Source organism: uncultured Bacteroides sp. (assembly GCF_910585845.1).
In the GTDB taxonomy this organism is placed as follows: Bacteria; Bacteroidota; Bacteroidia; order Bacteroidales; family Bacteroidaceae; genus Bacteroides.
In genome coordinates this window covers 1-22,030 of sequence record NZ_CAJUHF010000053.1, presented here as the reverse complement: position 1 = coordinate 22,030, position 22,030 = coordinate 1, and the positions used below count along the sequence as shown (strand labels likewise).

Annotated in this window: 32 protein-coding genes and 1 pseudogene; 21 read left to right on the top strand and 12 right to left on the bottom strand. The window is 49.5% G+C overall.

Annotation, left to right across the window (positions count from 1 at the left end):
• Window positions 1-55: 55 nt before the first annotated feature.
• The 4 genes and pseudogenes from QZ323_RS12370 to QZ323_RS12355 all read right to left on the bottom strand — a co-directional run.
• A pseudogene (locus QZ323_RS12370) lies at window positions 56-232 on the bottom strand (zinc ribbon domain-containing protein); the annotation flags it as partial.
• Window positions 233-253: 21 nt separating this feature from the next.
• Window positions 254-853 carry a uracil-DNA glycosylase family protein gene (locus tag QZ323_RS12365; RefSeq protein ID WP_010801757.1) on the bottom strand — a complete coding sequence of 200 codons (600 nt, stop codon included), beginning with the start codon at window positions 851-853 and terminating at the stop codon, window positions 254-256.
• Complete coding sequence (locus QZ323_RS12360) at window positions 850-1,602, bottom strand: inositol monophosphatase family protein (RefSeq protein ID WP_010801756.1); 753 nt, start codon at window positions 1,600-1,602, stop codon at window positions 850-852. The genes QZ323_RS12365 and QZ323_RS12360 overlap by 4 nt, the downstream gene beginning before the upstream one ends.
• Before the next feature lie 11 nt (window positions 1,603-1,613).
• Window positions 1,614-1,871: a hypothetical protein gene (locus QZ323_RS12355; protein ID WP_294634985.1), complete on the bottom strand. Its 258-nt coding sequence runs from the start codon at window positions 1,869-1,871 to the stop codon at window positions 1,614-1,616.
• Between the two features lie 394 nt (window positions 1,872-2,265).
• Here QZ323_RS12355 and QZ323_RS12350 point away from each other — a divergent pair, with 394 nt between their 5' ends.
• The gene (locus tag QZ323_RS12350; RefSeq protein WP_007562558.1) at window positions 2,266-2,499 is read left to right on the top strand and encodes a hypothetical protein; all 234 of its coding nucleotides are present in this window, start codon (window positions 2,266-2,268) and stop codon (window positions 2,497-2,499) included.
• A gap of 424 nt (window positions 2,500-2,923) precedes the next feature.
• Here the strand turns inward: QZ323_RS12350 and QZ323_RS12345 are convergent, their stop codons facing one another.
• Window positions 2,924-3,628 (bottom strand): LexA family transcriptional regulator, encoded by a 705-nt coding sequence (locus QZ323_RS12345; protein ID WP_139247516.1) that lies wholly within the window; start codon window positions 3,626-3,628, stop codon window positions 2,924-2,926.
• Between the two features lie 115 nt (window positions 3,629-3,743).
• Here QZ323_RS12345 and QZ323_RS12340 point away from each other — a divergent pair, with 115 nt between their 5' ends.
• From QZ323_RS12340 to QZ323_RS12275, 14 genes are all read left to right on the top strand, one after another.
• Window positions 3,744-3,959 (top strand): DNA-directed RNA polymerase subunit beta, encoded by a 216-nt coding sequence (locus tag QZ323_RS12340; protein WP_278528811.1) that lies wholly within the window; start codon window positions 3,744-3,746, stop codon window positions 3,957-3,959.
• A 21-nt stretch (window positions 3,960-3,980) separates the two neighbouring features.
• Window positions 3,981-4,373 (top strand): hypothetical protein, encoded by a 393-nt coding sequence (locus QZ323_RS12335; protein ID WP_294634984.1) that lies wholly within the window; start codon window positions 3,981-3,983, stop codon window positions 4,371-4,373.
• 159 nt (window positions 4,374-4,532) lie between these two features.
• Complete coding sequence (locus tag QZ323_RS12330) at window positions 4,533-4,838, top strand: hypothetical protein (protein WP_229537743.1); 306 nt, start codon at window positions 4,533-4,535, stop codon at window positions 4,836-4,838.
• Between the two features lie 28 nt (window positions 4,839-4,866).
• Window positions 4,867-5,247 carry a hypothetical protein gene (locus tag QZ323_RS12325; protein ID WP_117703206.1) on the top strand — a complete coding sequence of 127 codons (381 nt, stop codon included), beginning with the start codon at window positions 4,867-4,869 and terminating at the stop codon, window positions 5,245-5,247.
• 11 nt (window positions 5,248-5,258) lie between these two features.
• Window positions 5,259-7,364, top strand: coding sequence for a hypothetical protein (locus QZ323_RS12320; RefSeq protein WP_288871446.1), 2,106 nt, complete (start codon window positions 5,259-5,261; stop codon window positions 7,362-7,364).
• Between the two features lie 36 nt (window positions 7,365-7,400).
• The gene (locus QZ323_RS12315) at window positions 7,401-8,282 is read left to right on the top strand and encodes an AAA family ATPase (protein ID WP_007562542.1); all 882 of its coding nucleotides are present in this window, start codon (window positions 7,401-7,403) and stop codon (window positions 8,280-8,282) included.
• Window positions 8,279-8,941, top strand: coding sequence for a hypothetical protein (locus tag QZ323_RS12310; protein WP_278528805.1), 663 nt, complete (start codon window positions 8,279-8,281; stop codon window positions 8,939-8,941). The genes QZ323_RS12315 and QZ323_RS12310 overlap by 4 nt, the downstream gene beginning before the upstream one ends.
• Entirely contained in the window at window positions 8,922-9,143 is a 222-nt protein-coding gene (locus tag QZ323_RS12305; RefSeq protein ID WP_278528803.1) for an RNA polymerase subunit sigma, read from the top strand. The genes QZ323_RS12310 and QZ323_RS12305 overlap by 20 nt, the downstream gene beginning before the upstream one ends.
• On the top strand, window positions 9,140-9,607 hold the full coding sequence (locus tag QZ323_RS12300) for a DUF4406 domain-containing protein (RefSeq protein WP_278528801.1): 468 nt from the start codon (window positions 9,140-9,142) through the stop codon (window positions 9,605-9,607). The genes QZ323_RS12305 and QZ323_RS12300 overlap by 4 nt, the downstream gene beginning before the upstream one ends.
• Before the next feature lie 18 nt (window positions 9,608-9,625).
• Window positions 9,626-9,844, top strand: coding sequence for a hypothetical protein (locus tag QZ323_RS12295; RefSeq protein ID WP_087394464.1), 219 nt, complete (start codon window positions 9,626-9,628; stop codon window positions 9,842-9,844).
• 10 nt (window positions 9,845-9,854) lie between these two features.
• On the top strand, window positions 9,855-10,277 hold the full coding sequence (locus QZ323_RS12290; RefSeq protein WP_278528797.1) for a hypothetical protein: 423 nt from the start codon (window positions 9,855-9,857) through the stop codon (window positions 10,275-10,277).
• Between the two features lie 6 nt (window positions 10,278-10,283).
• Window positions 10,284-10,466 (top strand): hypothetical protein, encoded by a 183-nt coding sequence (locus tag QZ323_RS12285; RefSeq protein ID WP_278528795.1) that lies wholly within the window; start codon window positions 10,284-10,286, stop codon window positions 10,464-10,466.
• A gap of 34 nt (window positions 10,467-10,500) precedes the next feature.
• A complete protein-coding gene (locus tag QZ323_RS12280; protein WP_278528793.1) occupies window positions 10,501-11,163 on the top strand; it encodes a DUF3164 family protein in 663 nt (220 codons plus the stop codon).
• Window positions 11,164-11,273: 110 nt separating this feature from the next.
• Window positions 11,274-11,543, top strand: coding sequence for a transposase (locus QZ323_RS12275; RefSeq protein ID WP_278528792.1), 270 nt, complete (start codon window positions 11,274-11,276; stop codon window positions 11,541-11,543).
• On the opposite strand, the gene QZ323_RS12270 is transcribed toward QZ323_RS12275, so the two are convergent.
• A complete protein-coding gene (locus QZ323_RS12270) occupies window positions 11,526-11,987 on the bottom strand; it encodes a hypothetical protein (protein WP_278528790.1) in 462 nt (153 codons plus the stop codon). The genes QZ323_RS12275 and QZ323_RS12270 overlap by 18 nt on opposite strands.
• A 4-nt stretch (window positions 11,988-11,991) precedes the next feature.
• A complete protein-coding gene (locus QZ323_RS12265; RefSeq protein ID WP_278528788.1) occupies window positions 11,992-12,615 on the bottom strand; it encodes a hypothetical protein in 624 nt (207 codons plus the stop codon).
• A gap of 68 nt (window positions 12,616-12,683) precedes the next feature.
• Here QZ323_RS12265 and QZ323_RS12260 point away from each other — a divergent pair, with 68 nt between their 5' ends.
• Window positions 12,684-12,932 (top strand): hypothetical protein, encoded by a 249-nt coding sequence (locus QZ323_RS12260; protein ID WP_087394453.1) that lies wholly within the window; start codon window positions 12,684-12,686, stop codon window positions 12,930-12,932.
• Here QZ323_RS12260 and QZ323_RS12255 read toward each other — a convergent pair.
• Genes QZ323_RS12255 through QZ323_RS12235 form a run of 5 tightly spaced genes read right to left on the bottom strand, consistent with a single transcriptional unit; the run spans window position 12,894 to window position 18,236 of the window.
• Complete coding sequence (locus QZ323_RS12255; RefSeq protein ID WP_278528785.1) at window positions 12,894-14,399, bottom strand: toxin glutamine deamidase domain-containing protein; 1,506 nt, start codon at window positions 14,397-14,399, stop codon at window positions 12,894-12,896. The genes QZ323_RS12260 and QZ323_RS12255 overlap by 39 nt on opposite strands.
• A gap of 38 nt (window positions 14,400-14,437) precedes the next feature.
• On the bottom strand, window positions 14,438-15,790 hold the full coding sequence (locus tag QZ323_RS12250; RefSeq protein ID WP_270653672.1) for a DUF935 family protein: 1,353 nt from the start codon (window positions 15,788-15,790) through the stop codon (window positions 14,438-14,440).
• 11 nt (window positions 15,791-15,801) lie between these two features.
• Complete coding sequence (locus tag QZ323_RS12245) at window positions 15,802-16,227, bottom strand: phage protein Gp36 family protein (RefSeq protein ID WP_278528782.1); 426 nt, start codon at window positions 16,225-16,227, stop codon at window positions 15,802-15,804.
• A 21-nt stretch (window positions 16,228-16,248) separates the two neighbouring features.
• A complete protein-coding gene (locus QZ323_RS12240) occupies window positions 16,249-17,781 on the bottom strand; it encodes a hypothetical protein (RefSeq protein ID WP_278528780.1) in 1,533 nt (510 codons plus the stop codon).
• Window positions 17,782-17,792: 11 nt separating this feature from the next.
• Window positions 17,793-18,236, bottom strand: a complete 444-nt coding sequence (locus tag QZ323_RS12235; RefSeq protein WP_007562513.1) for a helix-turn-helix domain-containing protein — start codon at window positions 18,234-18,236, stop codon at window positions 17,793-17,795.
• A 204-nt stretch (window positions 18,237-18,440) separates the two neighbouring features.
• On the opposite strand from QZ323_RS12235, the gene QZ323_RS12230 reads away from it, so the two are divergent.
• The 5 genes from QZ323_RS12230 to QZ323_RS12210 all read left to right on the top strand — a co-directional run.
• Window positions 18,441-19,481, top strand: coding sequence for a head maturation protease, ClpP-related (locus tag QZ323_RS12230; RefSeq protein WP_278528826.1), 1,041 nt, complete (start codon window positions 18,441-18,443; stop codon window positions 19,479-19,481).
• 7 nt (window positions 19,482-19,488) lie between these two features.
• Window positions 19,489-20,688 carry a BACON domain-containing protein gene (locus QZ323_RS12225; RefSeq protein ID WP_278528776.1) on the top strand — a complete coding sequence of 400 codons (1,200 nt, stop codon included), beginning with the start codon at window positions 19,489-19,491 and terminating at the stop codon, window positions 20,686-20,688.
• Between the two features lie 6 nt (window positions 20,689-20,694).
• The gene (locus QZ323_RS12220) at window positions 20,695-21,159 is read left to right on the top strand and encodes an N-acetylmuramoyl-L-alanine amidase (protein WP_057280777.1); all 465 of its coding nucleotides are present in this window, start codon (window positions 20,695-20,697) and stop codon (window positions 21,157-21,159) included.
• Between the two features lie 15 nt (window positions 21,160-21,174).
• Window positions 21,175-21,564: a hypothetical protein gene (locus QZ323_RS12215; protein WP_007562505.1), complete on the top strand. Its 390-nt coding sequence runs from the start codon at window positions 21,175-21,177 to the stop codon at window positions 21,562-21,564.
• A gap of 28 nt (window positions 21,565-21,592) precedes the next feature.
• The coding region (locus QZ323_RS12210) for a hypothetical protein (RefSeq protein ID WP_294634975.1) at window positions 21,593-22,030 on the top strand (438 nt) is incomplete at its 3' end.

Here is a 22,030-nt window from a genome sequence, read left to right as displayed (position 1 = left end):
ACTTGAAAATTAGATGTTTAACAGCATAAATTTAAATTTTGTCATCTACTAAAATCTGGTCGGTAAACTGCACACAAAACTCAATCATCTGACTCATATTGAAGTCTTGTAGGAATACTCCATCCTTGTAACAGTAACCGCAATAATCTTCACTTATACTGCCGTCGGCATTAGTTCCGGGATTTGCGGGATTAAGAGGCATCCCGCAACTCTGACAAAATTTTTGTTCCATATATTATTTATTAAATGATTTTTACTTCTTCATTATCAACCGGTACATCATGGAAATATCTTCAGAAGCCATTTCAAACTTAGATTTCTCTATGAGTATGTTTTGTCCCGTCATTATATAGGAGGGGAGGATGCGAACACCGTTATATGAAATCTCTGTATTTCGCAATTTGTATGTGGATACGCTTGGGATAACATTTTTCTTGATTGCCTTCTTGCCAATCATATTAAAGGCCTTCTTTGCCACATCACCCATAAGCATTATAACCTTGACGTTGGGAAACAATGCAAGCTCTCTTTCCAGATATGGCAGACTTTCCTCTATGCTTTCCTTTGAAACGACATATCCGTTTTTGGGTATTTTAACCGCATTGGTAATATAAATCCCCTTGTTGAGAATATCCTGCACAGAATCTACCTCTATCCCGGCTTTTTTGAACAACGGAATTGTCGTTGTCATATACGCCGCATCTGATTTTCCATAGAAGTCCTCTTCCGGATGTGACGGAACAATCTCATTTATCATGATTGCGTGTATTGTTTCCGGTGTAACCTCCACGTTATTAAACCGCAGATCGGTTGCACCTTCAACGAATTGTTGCAACACTTCTTTTACATTCATAATAATTTGAGTATTTCTTCGTGGACTTGCCCGTTTGTTCCTACGACGTGACTTCCTTTAGCCGGGTCAAGCGCATTCCCGTTCCAATCAGTCACTTTTCCTCCGGCTTCTTGTACCAGAAGCATCCCTGCCGCATAATCCCACGGATTCAAATATATCTCGAAATATCCGCCTTGTCTGCCGCAGGCTGTATATGCCAACTCCAAAGCGGCTGAGCCAAGTCTTCGGACATCTTGGGAATTTTCGTAAACTTTCAGAAATCGGGCAAAGTTTTCTTTCGCTAATTCTCTTTTTGCAGTGCCGATGCCTATGATGGTTTCCGATAGTTTTGTGGCAGATGAAACGTGTATGGGCTTGCCGTTCAAGAAACTTCCTTCTTCCTTGACAGCAGAAAAAAGTTCATCGTGAAACGGATCATAGACAATGCCCATTACTATCTCTTTCTGACTACAAAGAGCTAACGACACCACACTATGCTGATAGTCGTGCATGAGGTTGGTAGTGCCATCAACAGGGTCAAGAATCCAGTAGCTGTCTGTATCCATACGCTGTAAGCCGGTTTCCTCTCCGAGAAACTGTATGTCCGGCGCAAGTGTATGTAATGCCTTCTTCAAGAAATCCTGAACGGCGACATCCACTTGAGTAACGTAATCGGCTACTCCTTTTTCTTTCACAAGGGCTGCCATTTCCCTGTTTGTGATTATCCCCTTAGTCTCTTTGACCAAGCTGATTATACGTTGTATATCCATATTTATAGGGTTTAATTCAATAGTTTTTGCAGGTCATCGACAGAAACATCCATTCTCTTGGAAACTTCTTCCAAAGTCATTCCATTAGAAATGAATCTCTCTATGACCATTTTCATTTCCTCACCGACTTCTATTAGATGCCCATCCAAATCGTAAAAGCGGATTACTCGCTGTCCCCAATCATGCTCAACGACTTCACCTAAGAATGCGATTGACGAATTGCCTTTCAGCTTTTGCAGAAAGCCATCAAAATCACGTTCCTCAAATATGGGGCATAGAACGAAGCGGTTTTTTCAATGGTCAGGGAAAATGGGCGAAAGGCTTTGAAAACCAAATGGTTTAGGCATGTTCGGGAAAATGGGCTGAATATTTCGAAGCGGTTTTTTCCTTTACATGGGCTTACATCTGCTTTACGTTTGAGGGGCTTTTCTGCGGATCTTCGGGCGATTGCTTTACATTGGGCTTGCAGATGGGGTTAAAACGGCCTGGAAGGGCTTTATTCTCGGCTGTGTGGCCGTTTTATGGCTGGGTTGATGGATTTTGTCATATGATGGTGTGAACGGCTGTGTGGTCGTTTTTTTTGTGCCTATTTTCAAATATGATGCCTTAAAATTCTTCCAAATAAGCATTATTTAGTATATTTGCAGCATAATAGAAACGAGTATGGCAAAAGTGATTCATGTGCATTTGCTGCATAAAATAGATGGAACGAAGCAGAAAGACTGGTATTTCAGCAGTATATCGGCTGTTTATACGGTTTTGACGGCAGATCAGGTGGGGGCAACCAAGAATTACCTGCTTCATGCCGGACTGTCTGGTAACGGCACAATATGCACGAAAAAGGCTATAATTAAGCAATCTACGCTCATTTCGGGCGGTAGTAAGGGCAATGGTTAGAACGACATAATAACGCCGTTAGAAAGGCTTGTAGGCGTTATTTCTTTGAATGCTGATTGGGGAGCTTATGGCTCCCCTTTTTTTATGCCCTTACGGGTGGTAATCTTGAGTTTAGGGTTACTATTACGGTTACTGTTTAGGGTTACTACTTTAATGAGTTTAGGGTTACTTTTAGGGTTACTTTTTCGATTTTTGGAGGGTTCGCCCGAAATAGGAAAGAATGCAGTAAATGTAAATAAGTGCCGTTTTTCGCTGTTTTCAGATAGGAAAAACGACACTTATTTTATCGATACACATTATATATATAGCGTGAAGCCTTTGATTTACAGTTGTTTTTGCATCCTGATACTCTGTAAATGCCTCTAAAAGTGTGTGCGTGCGTCTTATTGTGCCTGTTGGGTGATATGACGCATGTGCTTCCTCATTAGAAGAACTTGCTGATGCTTCCAATGACTTCAAAGACATTCATGATGCGTGATTTGTCGAATTCCTGCTCATCGTAGTCCTCTGTATTAATGGGAATGAAGCGCAACTTGCTTGGATCCGGCGACCTGCGCAGGATTTTGATGGTACGGATGGTGTCCAATACCACTGCATAGATTTCTCCATACTGGATGTCGTTGAGTGTGCATTGTCGCAGGGCGATGATGTCGCCATGGTTTATTTTGGGCTCCATGGAGTGGCCGGTGACATTGCACCAGAGGCTGGCTTTTTCGAATCCCCTTATTACGATGTTGGTGGCGGGTATGTTTACCTGAGAGTTGAACACCTCATCGAATCCCCCAATAAAGTCAACATCGTAGTATGGTGTGCCGACAGATGGGTTCATAGATGTTGTAGGCAGAGTCGAAGGATTGGCTTCGTCTGCTGTTTGAATGCCGTTCAAATCATCTTTCAACATGCTACCTGCACCAGTAAGTAACCAATCGGCAGATAATTCTGGATAGGCTAATAGAATTTTTTCAATATTCATTGAGCTCATACCTTTGCCAGACACCTTTGCTTTCCCGATAAGTCCAACAGAAAGACCGGCATTGACAGTCATTTGATTGTCATTTATGCCCTTTTTCTCCATGAAATATTGAAGTCTTTCTATAAAATTCATGCCCTTATATTGATTTTCTTCCATATTTAGTTTGGTATATTGAAATAATTCTATATATTTGCAGCGTGTTTAAGATGTAAACAGCGCGCCAAAGATACAAAAAAGGCGTGTGATTAGCGAATTTTAAGGATTAAAGTAAATGAAAGCAAAAGTAATTATAGTTCAAGCAACAGCTGAGACCGCCGAAATTCTTTACGGGCTGGTCAAGAAGATGGTGGATACAACAGCAATCAAGGCTTATCCCAGTGTAGATTATCAGGCAGTTTTCTTTTCGGCTGATAGATACGACTTAGACTTTGTAAAAAGAGTATTGGCGGATAAGTGCTTTTCTTTCAAAATTGAAGATGCAGAGTAATACAATAAAATAAGTGAGTTTATGACACAGCAAGAATTTATGGAACGGACGGGGATAACCCCTACAGTAGAGGATTTTGATTACATCTGTGCGGTTTATCTGAACACTTCGATGAACAAGGATGAGTTCTGCAAAGATTTCAAGAAACATGGGGACAGCCGGATTATCCGCGATGTTCATGTACGAGTGCTGAACTATGAAATGAAATGTGAACGTCAAAAGGAAGTTATCGACAGCCTGACCGACTTTCTGATTGGCAAGGCACATGCGTATGACGATACCGATTTCCGCAAAGAAGCGGTAAGGCTGGCCGGTGAGGTGGAAGTGGTGAAACGGACCATCGAATTGGGGCTTCCGCTTTGGGATGAAGACAGAAAGGTTGTCCTTTCGATGATAGAAGAACAAGGCAAATAGATTGCCGGATAACTGGCAGCCCGGAAAGACGGGCAGGGGCGGCAGGCACGGCCGGAAAGTTGGTAAATAGAAAATGAGAAAGCGAAATAAGAAAGCGTAGAAAGCCGCCGGGGTTCGATTCCCCGCGCCCCACGATATAAACCTCTAAAATTTAGATTTATGGCAAAGAATTTCAACCAAGGAAGAAGGGCTGAACGCCAGTTCAAGCAGAAGCTTCGCACGATGATAAGCAGTGCGGCCCATACACAGAACATTGCCGACCAGGCTATGGATTTGGCCGGACAGTTCATGACAGAGGATGCGATCAGCAACTCGGATGCCTACCGGGTGATAGAGAATGTGAGCTGTGTGTGCGAGGAAGCCATGCAGGTGCTGATTGAGGAACTGAAGAAGGGAACACGCCTTTACGAGATCCTTCCGGATGATTCGGATGACATCAAGCGGAAAGCGATTGAGGAATTATAAATGAGCAATATATCAAGAGATAAACGATATGAGAAAGCAGATTTTGACAGATAACGAGACAAAGACCTTCCTGATGAAGACCTTTAAGTGCAGCCGTCAGGCTGTGTGGCAGGCACTGAATTTTGTCCGTGACAGTGACCAAGCCCGCCGGATCCGCACCCTCGCCTTGAAACGAGGCGGTAAACTGACCGACGGGAACTTCATCCCGAACTGCGAAACCACCTTTGAAGAGTGCGAGAAAACCATGACCTGCACCTTCGGTCCCCGTGTAAAACTGGTAGTCCACCGGAAGACCAACGATGTGGACGTGTACGTGGACGGAAAACGGACCGAAACCTACCAATGTGAGTTTGTATCAGACTTCATGCAGCTGCAGCACGAGACCCAACAGATGGCAGCCGCCTTATAAACAGAAATGAAATGGAGTATTATGGAAAGATATTGTGCATATCCTACAATGACCTGACTTACGATGACCGACCGGTGCTGGTGAACGGAAAGGCAGACTACAGCAGAAGCCGCACGTTGAAAGGAGTTCATCCTTCCACTCTTTCCGAAGAAGAACTTGCTCCCATCCTGTCGGTACCCAATTACAAGAAATTAGCGGCCAAGAAAGAAATCAACGTAGTGCGACCCGGCAAGGGGCTTGGAAGCTATGCACTGGTAGAGATAGCGACCATGCCCCTACGGTTTCAGGAAAGGATAAAACTAAAATACGGAGATATGAAAGAAGACGTAATAAGAAACTGGCTCGGCAGCCATTACCACATCGATGCGAAAGCCCGGGAATTTTACACCCGGTTCCGTTTTGACAACGGAGATGCACTGCCACCGAAACACATCCAAGAATATACGGTAAACGCTTCGGTAATTGAGGCAGTGATGCGTGCCATGGAGGATGCCACCTTTATGCGTAAGGCCATGAAGGCCGGTCCGGTGAACTGGGGTGAGCTGGCAGGAGCCATCAGTTATTATCAAGCAGAGTTCGGCCACACCTTGCCTGTGAGTTCCAACCGCTTCAAGAAGCGTGTGAATGATTTTAAAGCCAACGGCTATGAAAGTCTTATCAGCCGCAAGTTCATGAACCAGAACCGCCGGAAAGTGACCTACGACATTGAGCGCCTGCTGCTGAGCATCGATGCCCAGCCGGAGCAGCCCTTCAATACCACCGTGTGGGAGCAGTACAATATGTTTGTACAAGGTGATTTGGAACTGTATGACCCCGAAACCGGCGAGGTGTTGAACCCAGCAGACTTTACCGACAAGAATGGAAATCCGCTGGTGTTAAGTCCGGCCACGGTAGCCAACTACCTGAACAACCCCAAAAACAAGGCCCTTAGAGCCAAGCTTCACATGAGCCAATGGGATTTCAACAACGCCTACCGCCCCTACCATCTGCGCAGCATCGGTGAGTTCTCATTGAGCAAGGTGAGCCTTGATGACCGCGACCTGCCTCGCCCGATGAAGGATGGCAACCGTGTGAAAGCCTATTATGCCTACGATGTGGTGAGCGGCGCTGTGGTAGGATATGCCTACAACCGGTACAAGACTACCGAGTTGTTTTTGGACTGCATGCGAAACATGTTCCAGACCCTGGACCGGAACGGCATGTATATCCCCGCCGAGCTGGAAGTGGAACACCACCTGGTAAGTGACTTTGCCGACGGCTTGATGCAAGCTGGTACCGTCTTCCCCTTGATACGCTGGTGTAACCCCGGGAACTCGCGTGAAAAACGTGCCGAGCACAAGAACCGCGAAAAGAAGTACGGCGTGGAGAAACGCACGCAGGTAGGTATCGGTCGCTGGTGGGCCAAGCTGGAAGCCAACCGCCCGAAAGAAGAGAAGGTGTATGACGAAAAGAACAACACCTACAAGGTGAAGGCCTACAGCTATGAAGAACTGGTAGCCGATGATATACGCGCCATCCAGACCTTCAACGCGCAGCCTCACCCCAACCAAAAGCGCTATCCGGGCATGAGCCGTTGGGACGTGCTTTGCGCCCACCAGAATCCGAACCTTGCACCTTGGGACAAGGCCGTTCTTTACCGGTTCATCGGGCAGCACACCGAAACAACCATCCAGCAGAACACCTACTGCACGGTGATGTACAACCAATACGGACTGCCTAGCCCGGAAATCATCGAAAAGTTGGAGCCGAGGAACTACAAGGTAGATGCCTATTATCTGCCCGATGCCGACGGAACCATCAACGAGGTATATATCTACCAGAACGGACGATATATCGCCACCTGCAAGCCCGTAGCCCGTTACAATGAGAATACAGCTGAGCAGACCGAAGTAGATAAGGCAGCCTATACCGAACAATCCAAGTATGTAGCTCAATTCGACAAGATGATGAAGGACGGCAAGATCAAGCGTGTGGGTATCCTTGCCAAAGAGGAAGCTAAGCTGATAACAGAGGTACAGGCGGAAGCCGTTCCCCTTCCTACCCAAGCCGAGGAAGAAGATTACTCAGCCTATATGGACATCAGTGCTTTCGAGCATGATGCAGTAGCCAAGATATAATTAACGACGTTAGAACGAATTTAAAACAGCATTCAAATGGAAATAACAAATGAAGTAAAGCAGCGTATTGTGGCAGCGATAGCCGCCGATCGTGAAAATTACCCCAGTGACAACCGTCATGCTACGGCACTGGGCATAGCCCCCAGTGTGTACAATACCATCAAGCGGGGCAATTATGAAAAGCAGGTCAGTGATGCCAACTGGGTAGGCATAGCCCGAAGACTGGGCGTGCAACTGCGTACGGAAATGCCCTGGCAGGCAGCACAGACCCCGACCTATGTGTTTGTGAGCAAGCAGCTGGAAGTGTGCCAGGGAAGCGGGCTGAGCGCCATCCTGTGCGATATGCCCAATATCGGCAAGACCTTTACAGCGAAAGCTTACGTGAAGCAGCACAAGCACGCCGTATATGTGGACTGCAGCCAGGTGAAGACCAAGTTGAAGCTGATACGCTACATTGCCAAGGAATTCGGCGTGACCAGCAACGGACGCTACAGCGACGTGTATGAGGACTTGGTAGCCTACCTCCGCACGATAGATACGCCCCTGGTTATTCTGGACGAAGCCGGCGACCTGCAGTATGAAGCCTTCCTTGAACTGAAGGCCCTGTGGAACGCCACCGAGCGCTGCTGTGCGTGGTATATGATGGGTGCAGACGGGCTGAAGGAAAAGATCAACCGCGCCATCGAAGGCAAGAAGGTGGGTTATACCGAAATGTTGAGTCGCTACGGTGACTCCTACAGCAAGGTGACCCCAGACGATGCGCAGGAACGCGAAAAGTTTCTGAAGGCACAGGCTGCCATTGTAGCCAAAATCAATGCCCCAGACGGTGCCGACATTGCCAAGATCGTTCACAGCACCGGAGGCGGCTTGCGGCGCGTATATACCGAAATCGAAAAATTAAGGAGGATGCAAGCATGAAACTGAAAAGAGCCTACAGCCCCGGTGAGGTGCTGAGTATGAAGATACCCCGGTATGAGTTTACCGGGGCTTGGCAAGCCTCGATAGGCAACCCTGCCAAGAGTGGCGTGTGGATTATCTGGGGTGCCAGCGGGAACGGAAAGAGCAGCTTTGTGATGCAGTTGGCCAAGTACCTGTGCGGTTTCGGACGCGTAATCTATGACAGCCTGGAAGAAAGCACCGGCCTTTCGTTTCAGATGAGCCTGAAACGGCACAAGATGGGGGAAGTTAAAAAGAAGCTGATTATCCTTGACCGCGAGTCGATGGACCAGCTGGAGGAACGTCTGCAGCGCCGGGGCAGTCCCGGCATCGTGATTATAGACAGTTTCCAGTATAGCGGTTTGAACTACAAGACCTACAAGGAGTTCAAGGAGCGCCACCCCAAGAAACTGTTTATCTTCATCAGCCATGCAGAAGGATCCCATCCGGCAGGCAGAAGCGCCCGCAAGGTGGAATATGATGCCGATGTGAAAATCATGGTGAGCTGCTTCAAGGCCTGGTGCAAGAGTCGCTTTATGGAAAAGCCCGGTGAACCCTATGTGATTTGGGAAGAAGGTGCTGCCAAAACATTGAAAGATGATAAAATGGAGGAATACTTGAATGATGGAATGGGAGAATAAATTGTACCAGATACTGCTGCCCGGTCGTGAAGCCTTGGACGTGATGGAAGACTGGCTGGAATGTAACATAGAAACAGACATTCGTCTGCGCAGAGCCAAGACACAAGGGCACATAGTGATAGAAACGACGGATACCATGTTTGCCAACCGTATTCGGATGTGGCATCCCGGATGTAAAATACATATTAAAGATTTAAAATGATGGAAGAGCAAAAGAAAACCTGCTGCATCTGCGGCAAAGAGTTGGAGGGTTACGGATACAACCCGTTCCCCGTGAAAGAGGAAGGCTACTGTTGCCGTTCGTGTAATTACAGCGTAGTCATTCCGGAACGATGGAAACGCCACAAGGCTTATCAACGCGGTGAGGAAATCGAAAACAAGCGAGTGTATATCAGTGGAGCCATTGCCCACTATGATATGGCTGAGCGCAAGGAAGCCTTCGGACGTGCCGAAGAATTGTTGAGAACTGAGGGCTATGATCCGGTAAACCCATTCAATAACGGTCTCCCGGAAGAAGCCCACTGGAAAGCCCACATGCGGGCCGATATTGCCCTGCTGCTGGCTTGTGACTATATCTACATGCTGAAGGACTGGGAACTGAGCAAGGGAGCCAAACTGGAGCTTGACGTAGCCAGTTCGTGTGGCATTAAAGTATTGTTTGAATAACCTTTAAGTTTTTGAATTATGGCAAAAGAAATTACGGTACTTGTAAAGTTTAGAGGAGCAGTTCCTGAAGATGTAAGTATTGCTGACATAGAGGAGCAAATAGATCGCAATCTTGAAGACAGCTTTCGTTTGAATTTCTCGGATTCTAAAGAAGAAGATGATGATTTGAGAGAACCGTGGATAGAACGTGAGGATATGTATATTACAGAAAAAGGATTCCAATTATTAATAGACTAATACAATAAAGATGGCACAGGAAGTGACAAATTTCGCCCGGTTTTATGCTTCGTTCAACAAGCTGCCCTGTACAGGAGACCGGGAAGGGCTAAAGAAGCAAATCGTTCTGCAGTACACGTGGGACCGTACGGAAAGCCTCCGTGAAATGACATCCAAGGAATATGAAGCCTGCTGCTGTGCCTTGGAGAAACTAACCGGGCAGGATGAATGGAGACAGAAACTTCGCGAGGAACTGCGGCGGAAACGCAGCGTATGTCTGAAACTGATGCAACAGTTGGGTATAGACACCACTGACTGGAACCGGGTGAACGAATTCTGCAACAACCCCCGGATAGCCGGCAAACCCTTTGTTCAGATTAGTACAGCGGAGCTGGAACAACTGGCCATCAAACTGCGGGCTATCCAACGAAAAGGAGGTTTAACCGATAAATAGAGCAATATGGATAAAAAAGCACATGAAGCGCTTGAGCGCATCAGAAAAGACGTGACTCTTACGACATCCGATCTGGATAACCAGGATGCAGCAGAGTTTTTCAACGAGCTGGCCGACTGGGCGTATGCCAACGGTGAAGCCATGCTGATAGACGATGAACCAGAAAAGCCGGATGGTGAGGAAGAATAAAAAACAAGTGATAAACATTCAAAATGATTTAAACATGGAAAAGAACAACCAAAGTGTGGACATCAAGTCCCTGAGTAAAGAACAGCGAGCAGCCCTCATGGCCCAGCTGCAGCAAGAAGAGAAAGAAGACCGCATCGCCCGTCGTGAAACTTACGAGGCATTACGCGGCGAGTTCATGCACGAAGTAAAGACCAACGTCCTTGAGATGGTGAATTCCGTGACCTTGTTCCGCATATGGCTGGAGCAAGAGGTGGATGCCTTTACCCAAGTGATGAAGGAATACGGCCAGGTGAAAAGCGACGAACAGCGCAGCTACACCATTACGGACGGTGACTTCCGCCTGGAGGTGAAAAGCAACAAGGTGAAAGGCTTCGATGAACGAGCCGACATGGCAGCCGACCGTCTGATTGACTACCTGAAGCGCTACATGCAGAACAGTGAGAAAGGTTCGGATGATCCGATGTATCAGATGGCCATGACCCTGCTGGAGCGCAACAAGATGGGCGACCTGGACTACAAGAGCATTTCGAAGCTATACGAACTGGAAGACAAGTTCGATGAAGAGTATGCAGACATCATGCGCCTGTTCAAGGAAGCCAATGTGGTGCAGCGCAACGCCACCAACTACTACTTCAGCAGCCGTGACCCTGAAAACGGTGTATGGACCCGCATTGAACCCAGTTTCTGCCGTTTGTAGCCGAAACCCGTTAACCCTGTAAACAGAAAGCGCCGCAGTTGTTATAATTGCGGCGCTTTTGTTCTTAAAATAGATGGAAATCAGTTATTTTTGTAAGAGAAATAAAATGTATGGGCAAAGGACGGGATAAAGAACTGATCAAGCTGCGTGACGAGGCACTGTGCCGCCGTTACTACTATTGGACAGAAATACAGCGGTTGCGGTTCGACGATGCTTTAAAAGTGTTGTCGGAGCGCGAATTCTTCATATCCGAGGAGCGTATCATGACCATCATCCGCCGGAAATCACGTGAGGGGACAGACTACAACCTGAAGCCTGTTCCCAAGGTGAAAGCCCCCCGCCTGACCGCAGCCCAACTGGAGCTATTCCCCGTAAAATGACGGCATGGCCGATTCATCGTGCAGTGTGAATGAGAACGTCATTTCATAGACCTTGATGTAATGCGGCATGGCATACGAACGGCTTTTCTCGCGTACCAGCGGCGAAGCGTTGTCCGTGCACTGCAGGCATTGCAGCGACTTGTATAATTTCCCGGCCAGCTGTTGCCTTTCCCTTACTTTGTCATACGTGCCGGATGCGTAGCTTGTATCGTCGTAACAATCGATAGCCAGCCGTACGGTCAGCATGGATTCGCTTTTCTGTACCCCATATCCAAGGTCGTTCCAGTCAGAACTTGTATTTCCAATCAATACACAAGGGAAGGTGACCGGGTACTGGTCTTCTTCTGCCCCCATTTCCAATTGGCCGTAGTCCTCATCAATGAGCGAGAGTTCCGGCATTTCCTGTGCAATCTGTTCCATGATTGCGATAAAAACTTCTTCCATATCCTTAGCTATTTAAAATGTTGGTAATTTCCTGGTCCACCTTCTCGCGTATGCGGCTGTTCAATTCTTCGCTTTCTCCCATGAACTGGCGCTGCGGGATGCGGATGTGCAGTTTCTTTTTCTTGGTAAGTGCCATATTTCTCCAGAACTGTGCCTGTGGATTCAGTTCCTTCGGTTTGGTACGTCGTTTAACGCGTTTCTTTTGCCCTATGCCGGCTTTTTTTCTTTTCCCCGAAGCCTTGTAGAACTTGGCCCATGCAAAGCGCCTCATGCGGTCTGTGACGGTGACATCGATTTCGCCGCCCCAGTTGTGGACGGGTGCATAGACCACCTCGTTGAACACCCTTACCCGGTAGTCGGCAGGTGTATATCCGACCGATTTGAAAAGATGCTTCCTGCCGGAGAGCAGCGTACCATAATTGCTGGCGGCATCGGTCCCCCCCGAAGACAGCCGTTTGGATTTTGGCCAAGGGTGAAGACCGCCATTGACAAATCCACCCTGGCGGAAATTCTCCTGAAAATGGTCTTTGGCCATTCGTCCTACCATGCCCGGCATTTTGCGCCGCATCATGCTGTCCAGTCTGTCACGTTTCCGCTTTATCAGTTCTGCAAAATCTTTTATGTCCATAATCATTAGTAATTCAAGAATAATTTATAACTTTGCAACCAAGGCTTCCAATATGCCTTTTATGCGTTATGAATATACCGGAACAAGTGAAGAATGAGGCCCGTGCGCTTATTGAGCAATACGGTGACACCTTCGAATACCTTGGTATTTATGAAGGTCAGGAAGCCTATGTATTCAAGTTCCCAGAAGATTCCTGTACCGGTTATCCTTTTGTTTACCTGTATGACGGTAAAGAAGCAACCGAAATAACCGGTCCGTTATCCCTTGACGTTATCGATTCATGTATCGAAAATATCGAGGAAGGAGACATCGAATAATTTATTGTCAATTCTCAGGACTCCTCTGCAGCTGTGGGAAGTTGCAGCTCCTATTTCACATAAATATTTCACATCTTTCCATTCCATCCCGGAACCGGCAGAATTGTCGCTTTGGGGTTCTATGTACCTTAGTTCGCCGTCTGCGAAACGTTGCAGGATTGTAGCATGTCCGCCCCCGCTTTTCCAACCGATACTCAATTCATACACGCCTTCTTCTTTGCATACTTCATTGAAATACTCCATGTATCTTTTAGGCGTCATTTTCAGGTATCCTTTGTGTGCAACCCAATTGTTTATACTTATATGCTGCACCGGAGTACCGTCGATGTTTTTCCAGACTTCAAAAGCACGCCCATTACTCAGGTATTCAAGTTTTGACCCTGCAACATTGCCCTTGGCTGTAATATCCCATCCTCTTAACCGTAAAGCGTATGCCGGTGCGCAAGTCTGACAGTTGATGCTGTATGGAGTATCTCGTTTTTTATCGTAATCGCTGTTCTTCCGGTAACGGTTCCCCCTTTTATCACGATATATCCCGTTAGGATCAGGAATATACTCGTCCACGTGTTTGGGATTCGCATTCTGTTTATCCGCCTTATCCACATCCATAGGTTTCCCTTTTTTGATTTTAAGAGCCTTTTCTATTTCGAGGTTGTTCCGGGCAATGGCCATTTTTTCCTCCCTGGTAAGACTGTTCGGCATTTCCGCAATCATTTCATCAATGCGCGCCATAAGTTTATCCACCGCTTTTTTGGCACCCTCGTGGGCTTCCGTCTGATATGGATGATTGTCGGAAAACAGTTTGCCGTCCGTTCCCGGATTGTTATCCAGTCCGGGGTGTGGCTTGTTCTTGTCGTCTTCGTCCGGAAGTGGTGTCGGTTCCTCATCGGTGGCTGTAAGGTCGCACTTGCAATTCCACCGGTCGCCCGGTCGGTGGATGTTCCAGAACGGATCGTCAATCGGTCGGATGGTATTCCAAAATGGGCGGTGGTCAGCCCCCGGATGAATGGAAGTAGATGGTAGCCATTTGAGATTGGGCAGAATATCGCGTTCGCGCAGGAACTGTTGCCAGTCAGCCGCCTGATGCGCCCGGATGACCGCCGTATCATACTCCGTCCGCAGCCAGTGACGAACCTGATGAGAAGCAATGGGCAAGACTTCCTGTACCCATTTGTCGAACGGTTTTAAAATGCCGTTTGAATCCAATAAAAGTCGTGCCATGTCATTCTGCATACGATGTACCTTGAATGCCGAGAATACGGCGTTGTTCCGGAGTATGGCATTTCTGAAATCCTCGTCCGGAGTAATGGCCTTGGATTTGCAGAACCCTTCCTTTGCCGCCTTGTTCATCTTTGCCCATATTTCATTGAACAGGCTGATTTCGATTTCGGTTACCGGATGAAAGTCCCTGCTGTATATGTTCAGCAAGGCACGCCGCAGCACCTCTTCGGAAAAGTCAAACTCCATGGAGATGCTGCCATTATCAGCCGCATACAGTCTGTCGACTACCAGTCTAAAGCTGCCCCGTCTGCCGGGGCTTTCACGAAAAAACCTTTGAGCCAGTTCCGGAAGTTTCTTTTCTGTTTCGGTGTCGGTTCATCATCCCGTCCCTTATTCGCAGGTTCCGGTTCCTTCTTTGGGGTTGGAACCAGGGCAGCCTGTGCAGCCTCCCTTTGCTCAGCCTTCAACTGCTCGTAGTTGGCCGGTTTGTCGATGCCGAATTCCTCATAGAGATAGTCGTCGTCGATGGGGATGTTGAAGTTCTTCTTCAGCTGCGTAAGGATGGATATTTTGGTGCCTGCATCTGTTTCCTTCGGTTCCGGGAAGCAGAATGTACCCCCTTCAGTATTGATGCCCATGTGCAGCAGAATGTCCGTCATGTCGTAATTTAACACATTGAGCACGTATTTCCGGTCAGCCTCCAGCACCTTGTCCTCCACCTTTTTATGCACCGTACCCAAAGCCTGTGTACCTTTTTCGGACGATTCGGTGGTCAGCGTATTGCCCAGTATCAGTTTGGATATTTCATTGTTGCACCGTTCGCAGAGGCGTTCATAGACATCGGCAGACCCCGTTTTGTTGCCGGCTTCCGTGAGCTTGAGTTCCGTGTCCTTGGCATGAAAGAACTGCGCCAAGCTTCCGGCATTCGCAGCATCCTCCATGGCCCGCTGACGGGACTCGTCGTCGTCGGAATCATAGATATATTCCTGGATAGGCATGCCGAATACCTCGGAGAACTGTGCCCAGTCGCCCGTGGTGTTACGTTTGTAGATGACCCACGGTGCAGCCTTGGCCAACAGTCCCAAATCGGACGGCGAACCCACAAAAAGCAGGTCGGTATATTCATCCCAGGAATGGCCGGTGATGTCTGTCTGGTGCCGCAAGATGAGTTCCCTGACCGGATCCACATGCTTACGCGGTACCAGATCGTAGTCCACCCATTCCTGCAGCTTGTAGAACTGGCAGAGCGAAAAGCCCCAGAACTTGGCATCGAGGATGTCACCCACCAGCCGGTTGAACCAGGGCGACTGTATCTGTTCGTTGATTTTATCGTCGGGCTTCCCGTCCACCCGGAATTCCATGTTGGAGCACAGCACGGCATTCTTTCGCTTTTCGAGCACACAGGAAAGGTGGGTATCCATCAGAATGTCCTCGTAGAGGTCATAGAGTTTGTAACGTCGCGAGAAATCGACATTCTCGGCCGCTTTGACGGCTGCCATGTAGTCGGAAATGTCCAGTCCGAAGCGTTTGGGCTGGGTGAGCACAATCACATTCGGTTTCTTCTGCCCCGGCAATGCGAAATTCCCCCCTACGGTGATGATGCCGGCTTTGTTGTTTTTTCTGTTTTTCTTTTTCATGATGCTTGCTTTTACCAGTGGTTCGTTCGTTTGCGGTTGCTTTGAATGCGGAAATCCGACCTGCCCGCCCTTTGTTCCTCGGGCAGCAGCGGAGCCCCTTCGATTGATATATCCTCGTCGGCCACCGCCTTCATCCATTCTACAGCCCGTTCGTATCGGTCCTTGCGTACCTTTGATAACTTCTGCGGGTTGTGGATGCAGAAGATGTGATAGACCGCCATGTCGATGACCATCATCAGCACAAGCTGGTTCCGGTTCTCGCCGGTAGCATCGAAAATTTTGTTACAGTCGTATCGCTTGCTCAAATAGCACCGCATTTCGGCAATGGCCCTGTCTTCACATACCTCAATGACCGTTTCGTCTTCGCGCACCAATGCGTCGAGAATGTCGCGGTGGATACTTGCATCGTAATCGGTGAGTTCTACAAATTTGCTCATAGTCCTAATATTTTAGAGTTGTCATAATCTTTTCTTGTTCCGTTTTCTCACATCCTTCCTTGAGCGGAAAACGGGCGGTTCGATGCGCCTGATCAGTTCATCGATGATGCGGTTCGCCCCTTCGACCGCATCCGGTCCGTCGGCCGGATAGCGCATGGTCAGGGTGAACAGCTTGAACTGGTCCTCCAGTTCCTTCATGTGCGGGTTGTCCCGTTCAGCCTCGTTGAGGATAAGGTTCCCTTCGCGGTTGAGCGGTTCAAGGTTGGCCTCGATACGTGTAGCCTTGTCCGTCTTCTTCTCCTCGTCGCCCCGGATGAACAGTGCAATCTTCTGTTCCCGTCGCACCTTTGCCACCAGCGGTTTGAACACCTGCTGGAAGAAAGGGTCCTGCAGTTTGTTGTTCTCCATGTAGCAATAGACATTGGTCTTGCCCCCGACAAAATCAAGCATCCGGACATACCAGTCAATGAACTCCGCATTGAGCGCCTGTGCCAGGAAAGTCTTGATGACATAGAGCCTGGTGCCCAATTTGCCACAAAGCGAAACCGTCTTGAAGGATTTCCCTTTCTTCCCCTTGCTTTCGCCCGGTGCCGGGTCGCCATACGCCACGAGAAACTTGAATTTAGAGAGAGGCGGTACCTTGCCGTATGAAATGTTCTCGAAGACCTCGCCCTCGGAAATGGGGTTGTTGTAATATTCACCCTGTGCCGCCTTTTTGGATATTTTGGACAGAGTGCGGTCGATGTCCTCCTCCGAGTTCTTTTCCGGCCATGTGGAAAATCCGTTTTTGTCGCGGATGTTCACGATGTCCCAGGAGTCGGCCATTTCGCCCGCCCTCACCACGCAGCAGTCCTTGGCAATGATGTTGCCGCAGAAGATGACCAGTGTAGGTTCAGAAATGGAACGTGTGGGGTACAGCGCATTTTCCCACCAGTCCCAGCGCTTCTGGATGATGTCCGGATTCTTGGTGTCCTCGTCCGTATCAAAGTCATCGACCAGCAGCACGTCGGGACGTATGGCCTCGTTTCGCGAACCACGCGGTGACTGCCCGGCACCCAGTGCGCGGAAAGAGACCTTCCCTTTGGTGGTGAATTCATCCTCGGTCCATGAGCCAGGCAGTTCCTGTTTGCCGTAGTATGCCATGATGCGCCCATTGGCTTCGAGGTTTACCCGATAGGGATCGAGCAGGCGCACCGCATTGTCATTGCTGTTGGAGGTCAGAATAACATTCTTTTTGCGTCCGGTCAGCGTGAGATACATGACGATGAACATGGTGACGGTGGATTTGGACAGCTCACGGCTCCAGGAAAGCACCTCAAACCATTCGTCGTGTGCAATGATCCGCCGGATAGCCTTTTTCTGGAAGCCGGCAAATTCATATTTGGCGTAATTCGGAAAAAAGAACCTGATCCATTCTATGGGATGTTTCTCCAGATATTCCCGGTGTTTTTCCCGTTCGGCTGCCGTCATGTTCCGGTCAACCGGTGTTGCCCTTGCGATGTCTTCTTTGTACTTCTCCCAATCGAGGAGAGCGAGTCTGTCAGTCTGTTTCATTGTCTATCCCTTTATAATTTGTCTTTAATGTACGCATCGGCCAGGCGTGTAATTTCCTTTGCTTTTTCGAGGTCGGCCGCCCGTACCCAGTCGATGAGCCCGGTGAGGACACTGATGATGTCGGCAATGCCCACTTCCTGCTCCATGTTGCGTATGGCCGCCGACAGTTTTCCGAGGATGTCAGCCTCCTTGGATGAGGGGAAGCGTTCCCCTTCGGGCCGTTCGGCGATGGCCTTGTTTATTTCGGCCACCTGCCGGTAGAGGTTAGCCACCTGTTCCTGCCTTGTGAGCGTAAGCCCCACCTTCTGTTCCTCCCACTTCCCGGCCCGTACCCAGTTGGACACGGACACCCGTGACACGCCCACCCGGTCGGCGATTTCCTGCTGTGTGAGGTTTTCCTTTAGGTACAAAGTCTTTGCCCATTCCTTTTTCTGGGCATTCGTCAAATCTGCCATATATCGTCCTTTTTAGTTGTAAATCACGTTACAAAATTGCATGAAAAAGCGGGGTTTGTAAAAGCGCGTACGCATGATGACGGGCTGCAGCGTTATGATAACGCCAGAAAGCGTCATGATAAAAACGCGGTTTCCTGGTGCCATGGGAATGTTCTATTTTCGCATCATCGAAAGGCGGGGAAGACCGCAGGAAAGTGTATGACGATGAGCAGATTTTTCAATATTACAACGAGTGACGACGGCACCAGTACGATATTCCTGTATGGGGACATCGGAGACTATACGGAGGTGCAAAGCGGGCGCATTGCCCAGGAACTGATGGAAGCCGAACGCGTGAGCCGGCGCATCCATGTACGTATCAACAGCAACGGCGGGGAAGTGTACAGCGGCATTGCGATATTCAACGCCCTGCGTCATAGCCAGGCCGACATCCGCATTTATGTGGATGGCATAGCCGCCAGCATGGCCAGCGTGATAGCCCTTTGCGGCAAGCCGGTAGAGATGAGCAAGTATGCCCGTCTGATGCTGCACTGCGTGAGCGGCGGGTGCTATGGCAACAAGCAGGACCTGCAGCGCTGCATGGAAGAGATAGAAAGCCTGGAGGGCAGCTTGAGCGAAATCTATGCCGAGCGGCTGGGCATGAGCCAGGAAGAAGTGAAACAGACCTATTTTGACGGCGAGGACCACTGGCTGACCGCCAAGGAAGCCCTGGACCTCGGTTTCATAGACGGCATCTATGATGCAGACCCCGTGCCGGCCGACAGTACGCCGGCACAGATATATACTTTATTTAATAACCGGCTCGTTGAGCCACAAAAAAACAGAGAAGACATGAATCTGGAAGACGTAAAGAAACGCCCGCGCTTCAAGGACTGCGCGAGTGATGCGGATGTGTTCCGCCTGATGGATCAACTGGAGGAAGAGGCCGGCAAGGTACCTATCCTTACGAAAGAGAACACCGATCTGAAGGCCAAGGTGAAGACCTACGAGGACAAGGCTGCAGCCGAAGACCTTGCCGCCCGCAAGCAGCTGCTTGACGCAGCCGAGCAGGACGGCCGCATCGATGCGACCACCCGCCCCATCTACGAAAACCTTTTGGCCAATGACCGCGAGAACGGCGAAAAGGCCCTGGCCCAACTGCCGGTGAAGCGCCGTGTGATGGAAGACCTGCATCTGGAACCGAATGGTGAAGAAAGCCCCTGGAACAGGCGTATGCGAGAAATTAAGGACAAACGTAAAAAGTGATTGAACTATGGCAATAATTGTAAGAAACACGAATTACAGCGGCGAGGTACTGGAACAGTTGCTGACGCTTGCCGCTACGAGCAATGAGATTGTGGAAAAGGGGCTGATCATGGTGATTCCCGGTGTGGAGAAGAAAATCAGCCTGCCGCGCCTGAAGACCGGCAAGATGCTCCAGAAGCGCAAGGAGAACCCCGGCGTGGAGGATTCGAAGGGCAACTTCAACTACGACGAAAAGAGTCTTGACCCGGTGGACTTCATGGCCTTTACGGTGTTTAACCCCCGCACGTTCGAGAACATCTGGCGAAAGTGGCAGCCGAAGGGCAACCTGGTATTCTCGGAACTTCCGCCCGAAGCGCAGAACGCCCTGCTTGCCGAGCTGGCCAAACAGGTGCAATTTGAACTGGGTGACCACTATGTGAACGGCGAATATGGGGATGATGACGACCACCTGTTTAACGGCATCCTGACCCAGATGGCCAAGGATACTGAGGTGATTGTGGTGGACAGCGCAGAATCGACCATGCTGGGCAGACTGAAAGCCATGCGTGCGAAGATTCCCGTGGCCATCCGCAACAACCCGGACCTCCGCATCCTGATGAGTGTGAACGACTTTGACAAGTATGATGACGAGCTGACCCAGCGCGAGGCCAAGAACACGAGCGAAACCGATGTGAACGCCCGTCGCTACAAGGGCATTACCATTGAGACGCTTGCTGCCTGGCCCGATGATCTGATTGTGTGCACCCTCTGTTCGCCCGATGCCGGCGGCAACCTGTTTGCGGCTGTGAACCTGCAGGACGATGAAGACGTGATTCAGATTGACAAGATTTCGAACGCCAGCGAACTGTACTTCTTCAAGATGCTGATGAAGGCCGATACGAACATTGCCTTCGGTGAAGAAGTGGTGGTATTGGACAAGCGCAGCAACCCCGTGTTCAAGGCGAGCGAGAAGAAGATTTCAGTTGATCCTGCCACTGTGACCCTTGAGGCAACCGGTGGCAGTGAAGAAGTGACCGTGACCGCCAGCGGAGAATATGAGATAGGCAGTGCCCCTGCCGGCTTCAAGGTGGAAGCGAAGGATAACGGTGTGAAGATTTCGGCCGGGGCGAACAGCGGCGAGCAGAAGACCGGAACACTGACCCTGACGCTCAATGCCGACCGCAGCAAGACGGCCAAGATTACCATTACCCAAAACCAGAAAGGATAAGATGGTATGGCAAAATTGAAGTATCTGGTAATTCACTGTACGGCAACCCCGGAGGGGCGTGAGGTGAGCAGCGCGGACATCCGCAAATGGCACACTTCGCCCGTGAACCAGGGCGGCCGAGGCTGGAAACAGGTGGGCTATACCGACCTGTTCCACCTGCAGGGCGGTGTGGAACGTCTGGTGAACAACAACGAGGATGCGCAGGTGGATCCGTGGGAAGTGACGAACGGTGCGAAGGGGTACAACAGCGTGAGCCGCCACATTGTGTATGCCGGCGGTGTGGCCAAGGATGGTAAGACCCCGAAGGACACCCGCACCGGCTGCCAGAAAAAGGCACTGGAGAAGTATGTGAAGGACTTCCATCGCAGATTCCCGGATGTGCGCATTGTGGGACACAACGAGCTGGCGGCCAAAGCCTGCCCCAGTTTCGATGTACAGAAATGGCTGAAAGAAATAGGTATTAACCAATAATAAAAGAAGCAATCAATGAAACGAATTATGCTGTTTATGATGCTGATGCTGGGAACAGTATCGGCTGTGATGGCCCAAGGGGCCGATGTTCCGGCAACGGACTATGACGCAATGATTGGCACCTTTGCCGGTTTCGTCGGCGGTGTGGTGGTGCTTACTGAAGGGTTGAAAGGTTTGTTCCCCAACATGAAAGGCTGGGTGACGCAGCTGGTGAGCTGGTGTGTGGGCTTGGTGTGCGCGATGCTACTGTGGTGGCTTGATGCCGGATTTGTGAGTGATGTGAGCTGGGACATTGCCTTGCTCTATGGTTTTGGTGCCTCACTTGTAGCCAATGGGGTAGCCGACACGGGACTGGTGCAATGGGTTATCGGACTATTCCGAAAGAAACGCGAGGAAGCAGAATAAAAGGTTGACTGACTAAAAAACGGGTGGTATGGACTTTAGCGAGATCATGAACATTATTCTTAGCGGCGGCCTTGTGGGCACTGCAGCAGCCATCGGTTCCCTGCGTGCTACGGTGAGGAAAGCGAAAGCGGAAGCGATGAAAGCCGAAGCCGACGCAGAGGGTGTGCGTGTGGATAACGCAGAACATGCCACCCGCGTTTTGGTGAGCAATATTGTGGTACCCTTAAAAGAAGAACTGAATGCAACAAGAAAAGACCTGCAGGCCAACAAGCGCGAAATGGCGCGACTGCGCAAGGCCATTGACACTGCCAACAGTTGCCGCCATCATGATGACTGTCCTGTGCTTGGCGGGCTGCGCAAGCAGCAGGAAGAGCACGACGGTGGAGAAGATACAGACGGAATCGGCAAGCACCGACAGCGCGAGCGGAAGCCGACGGGCGGGACTGGTGATGGCGGGGATACCGGC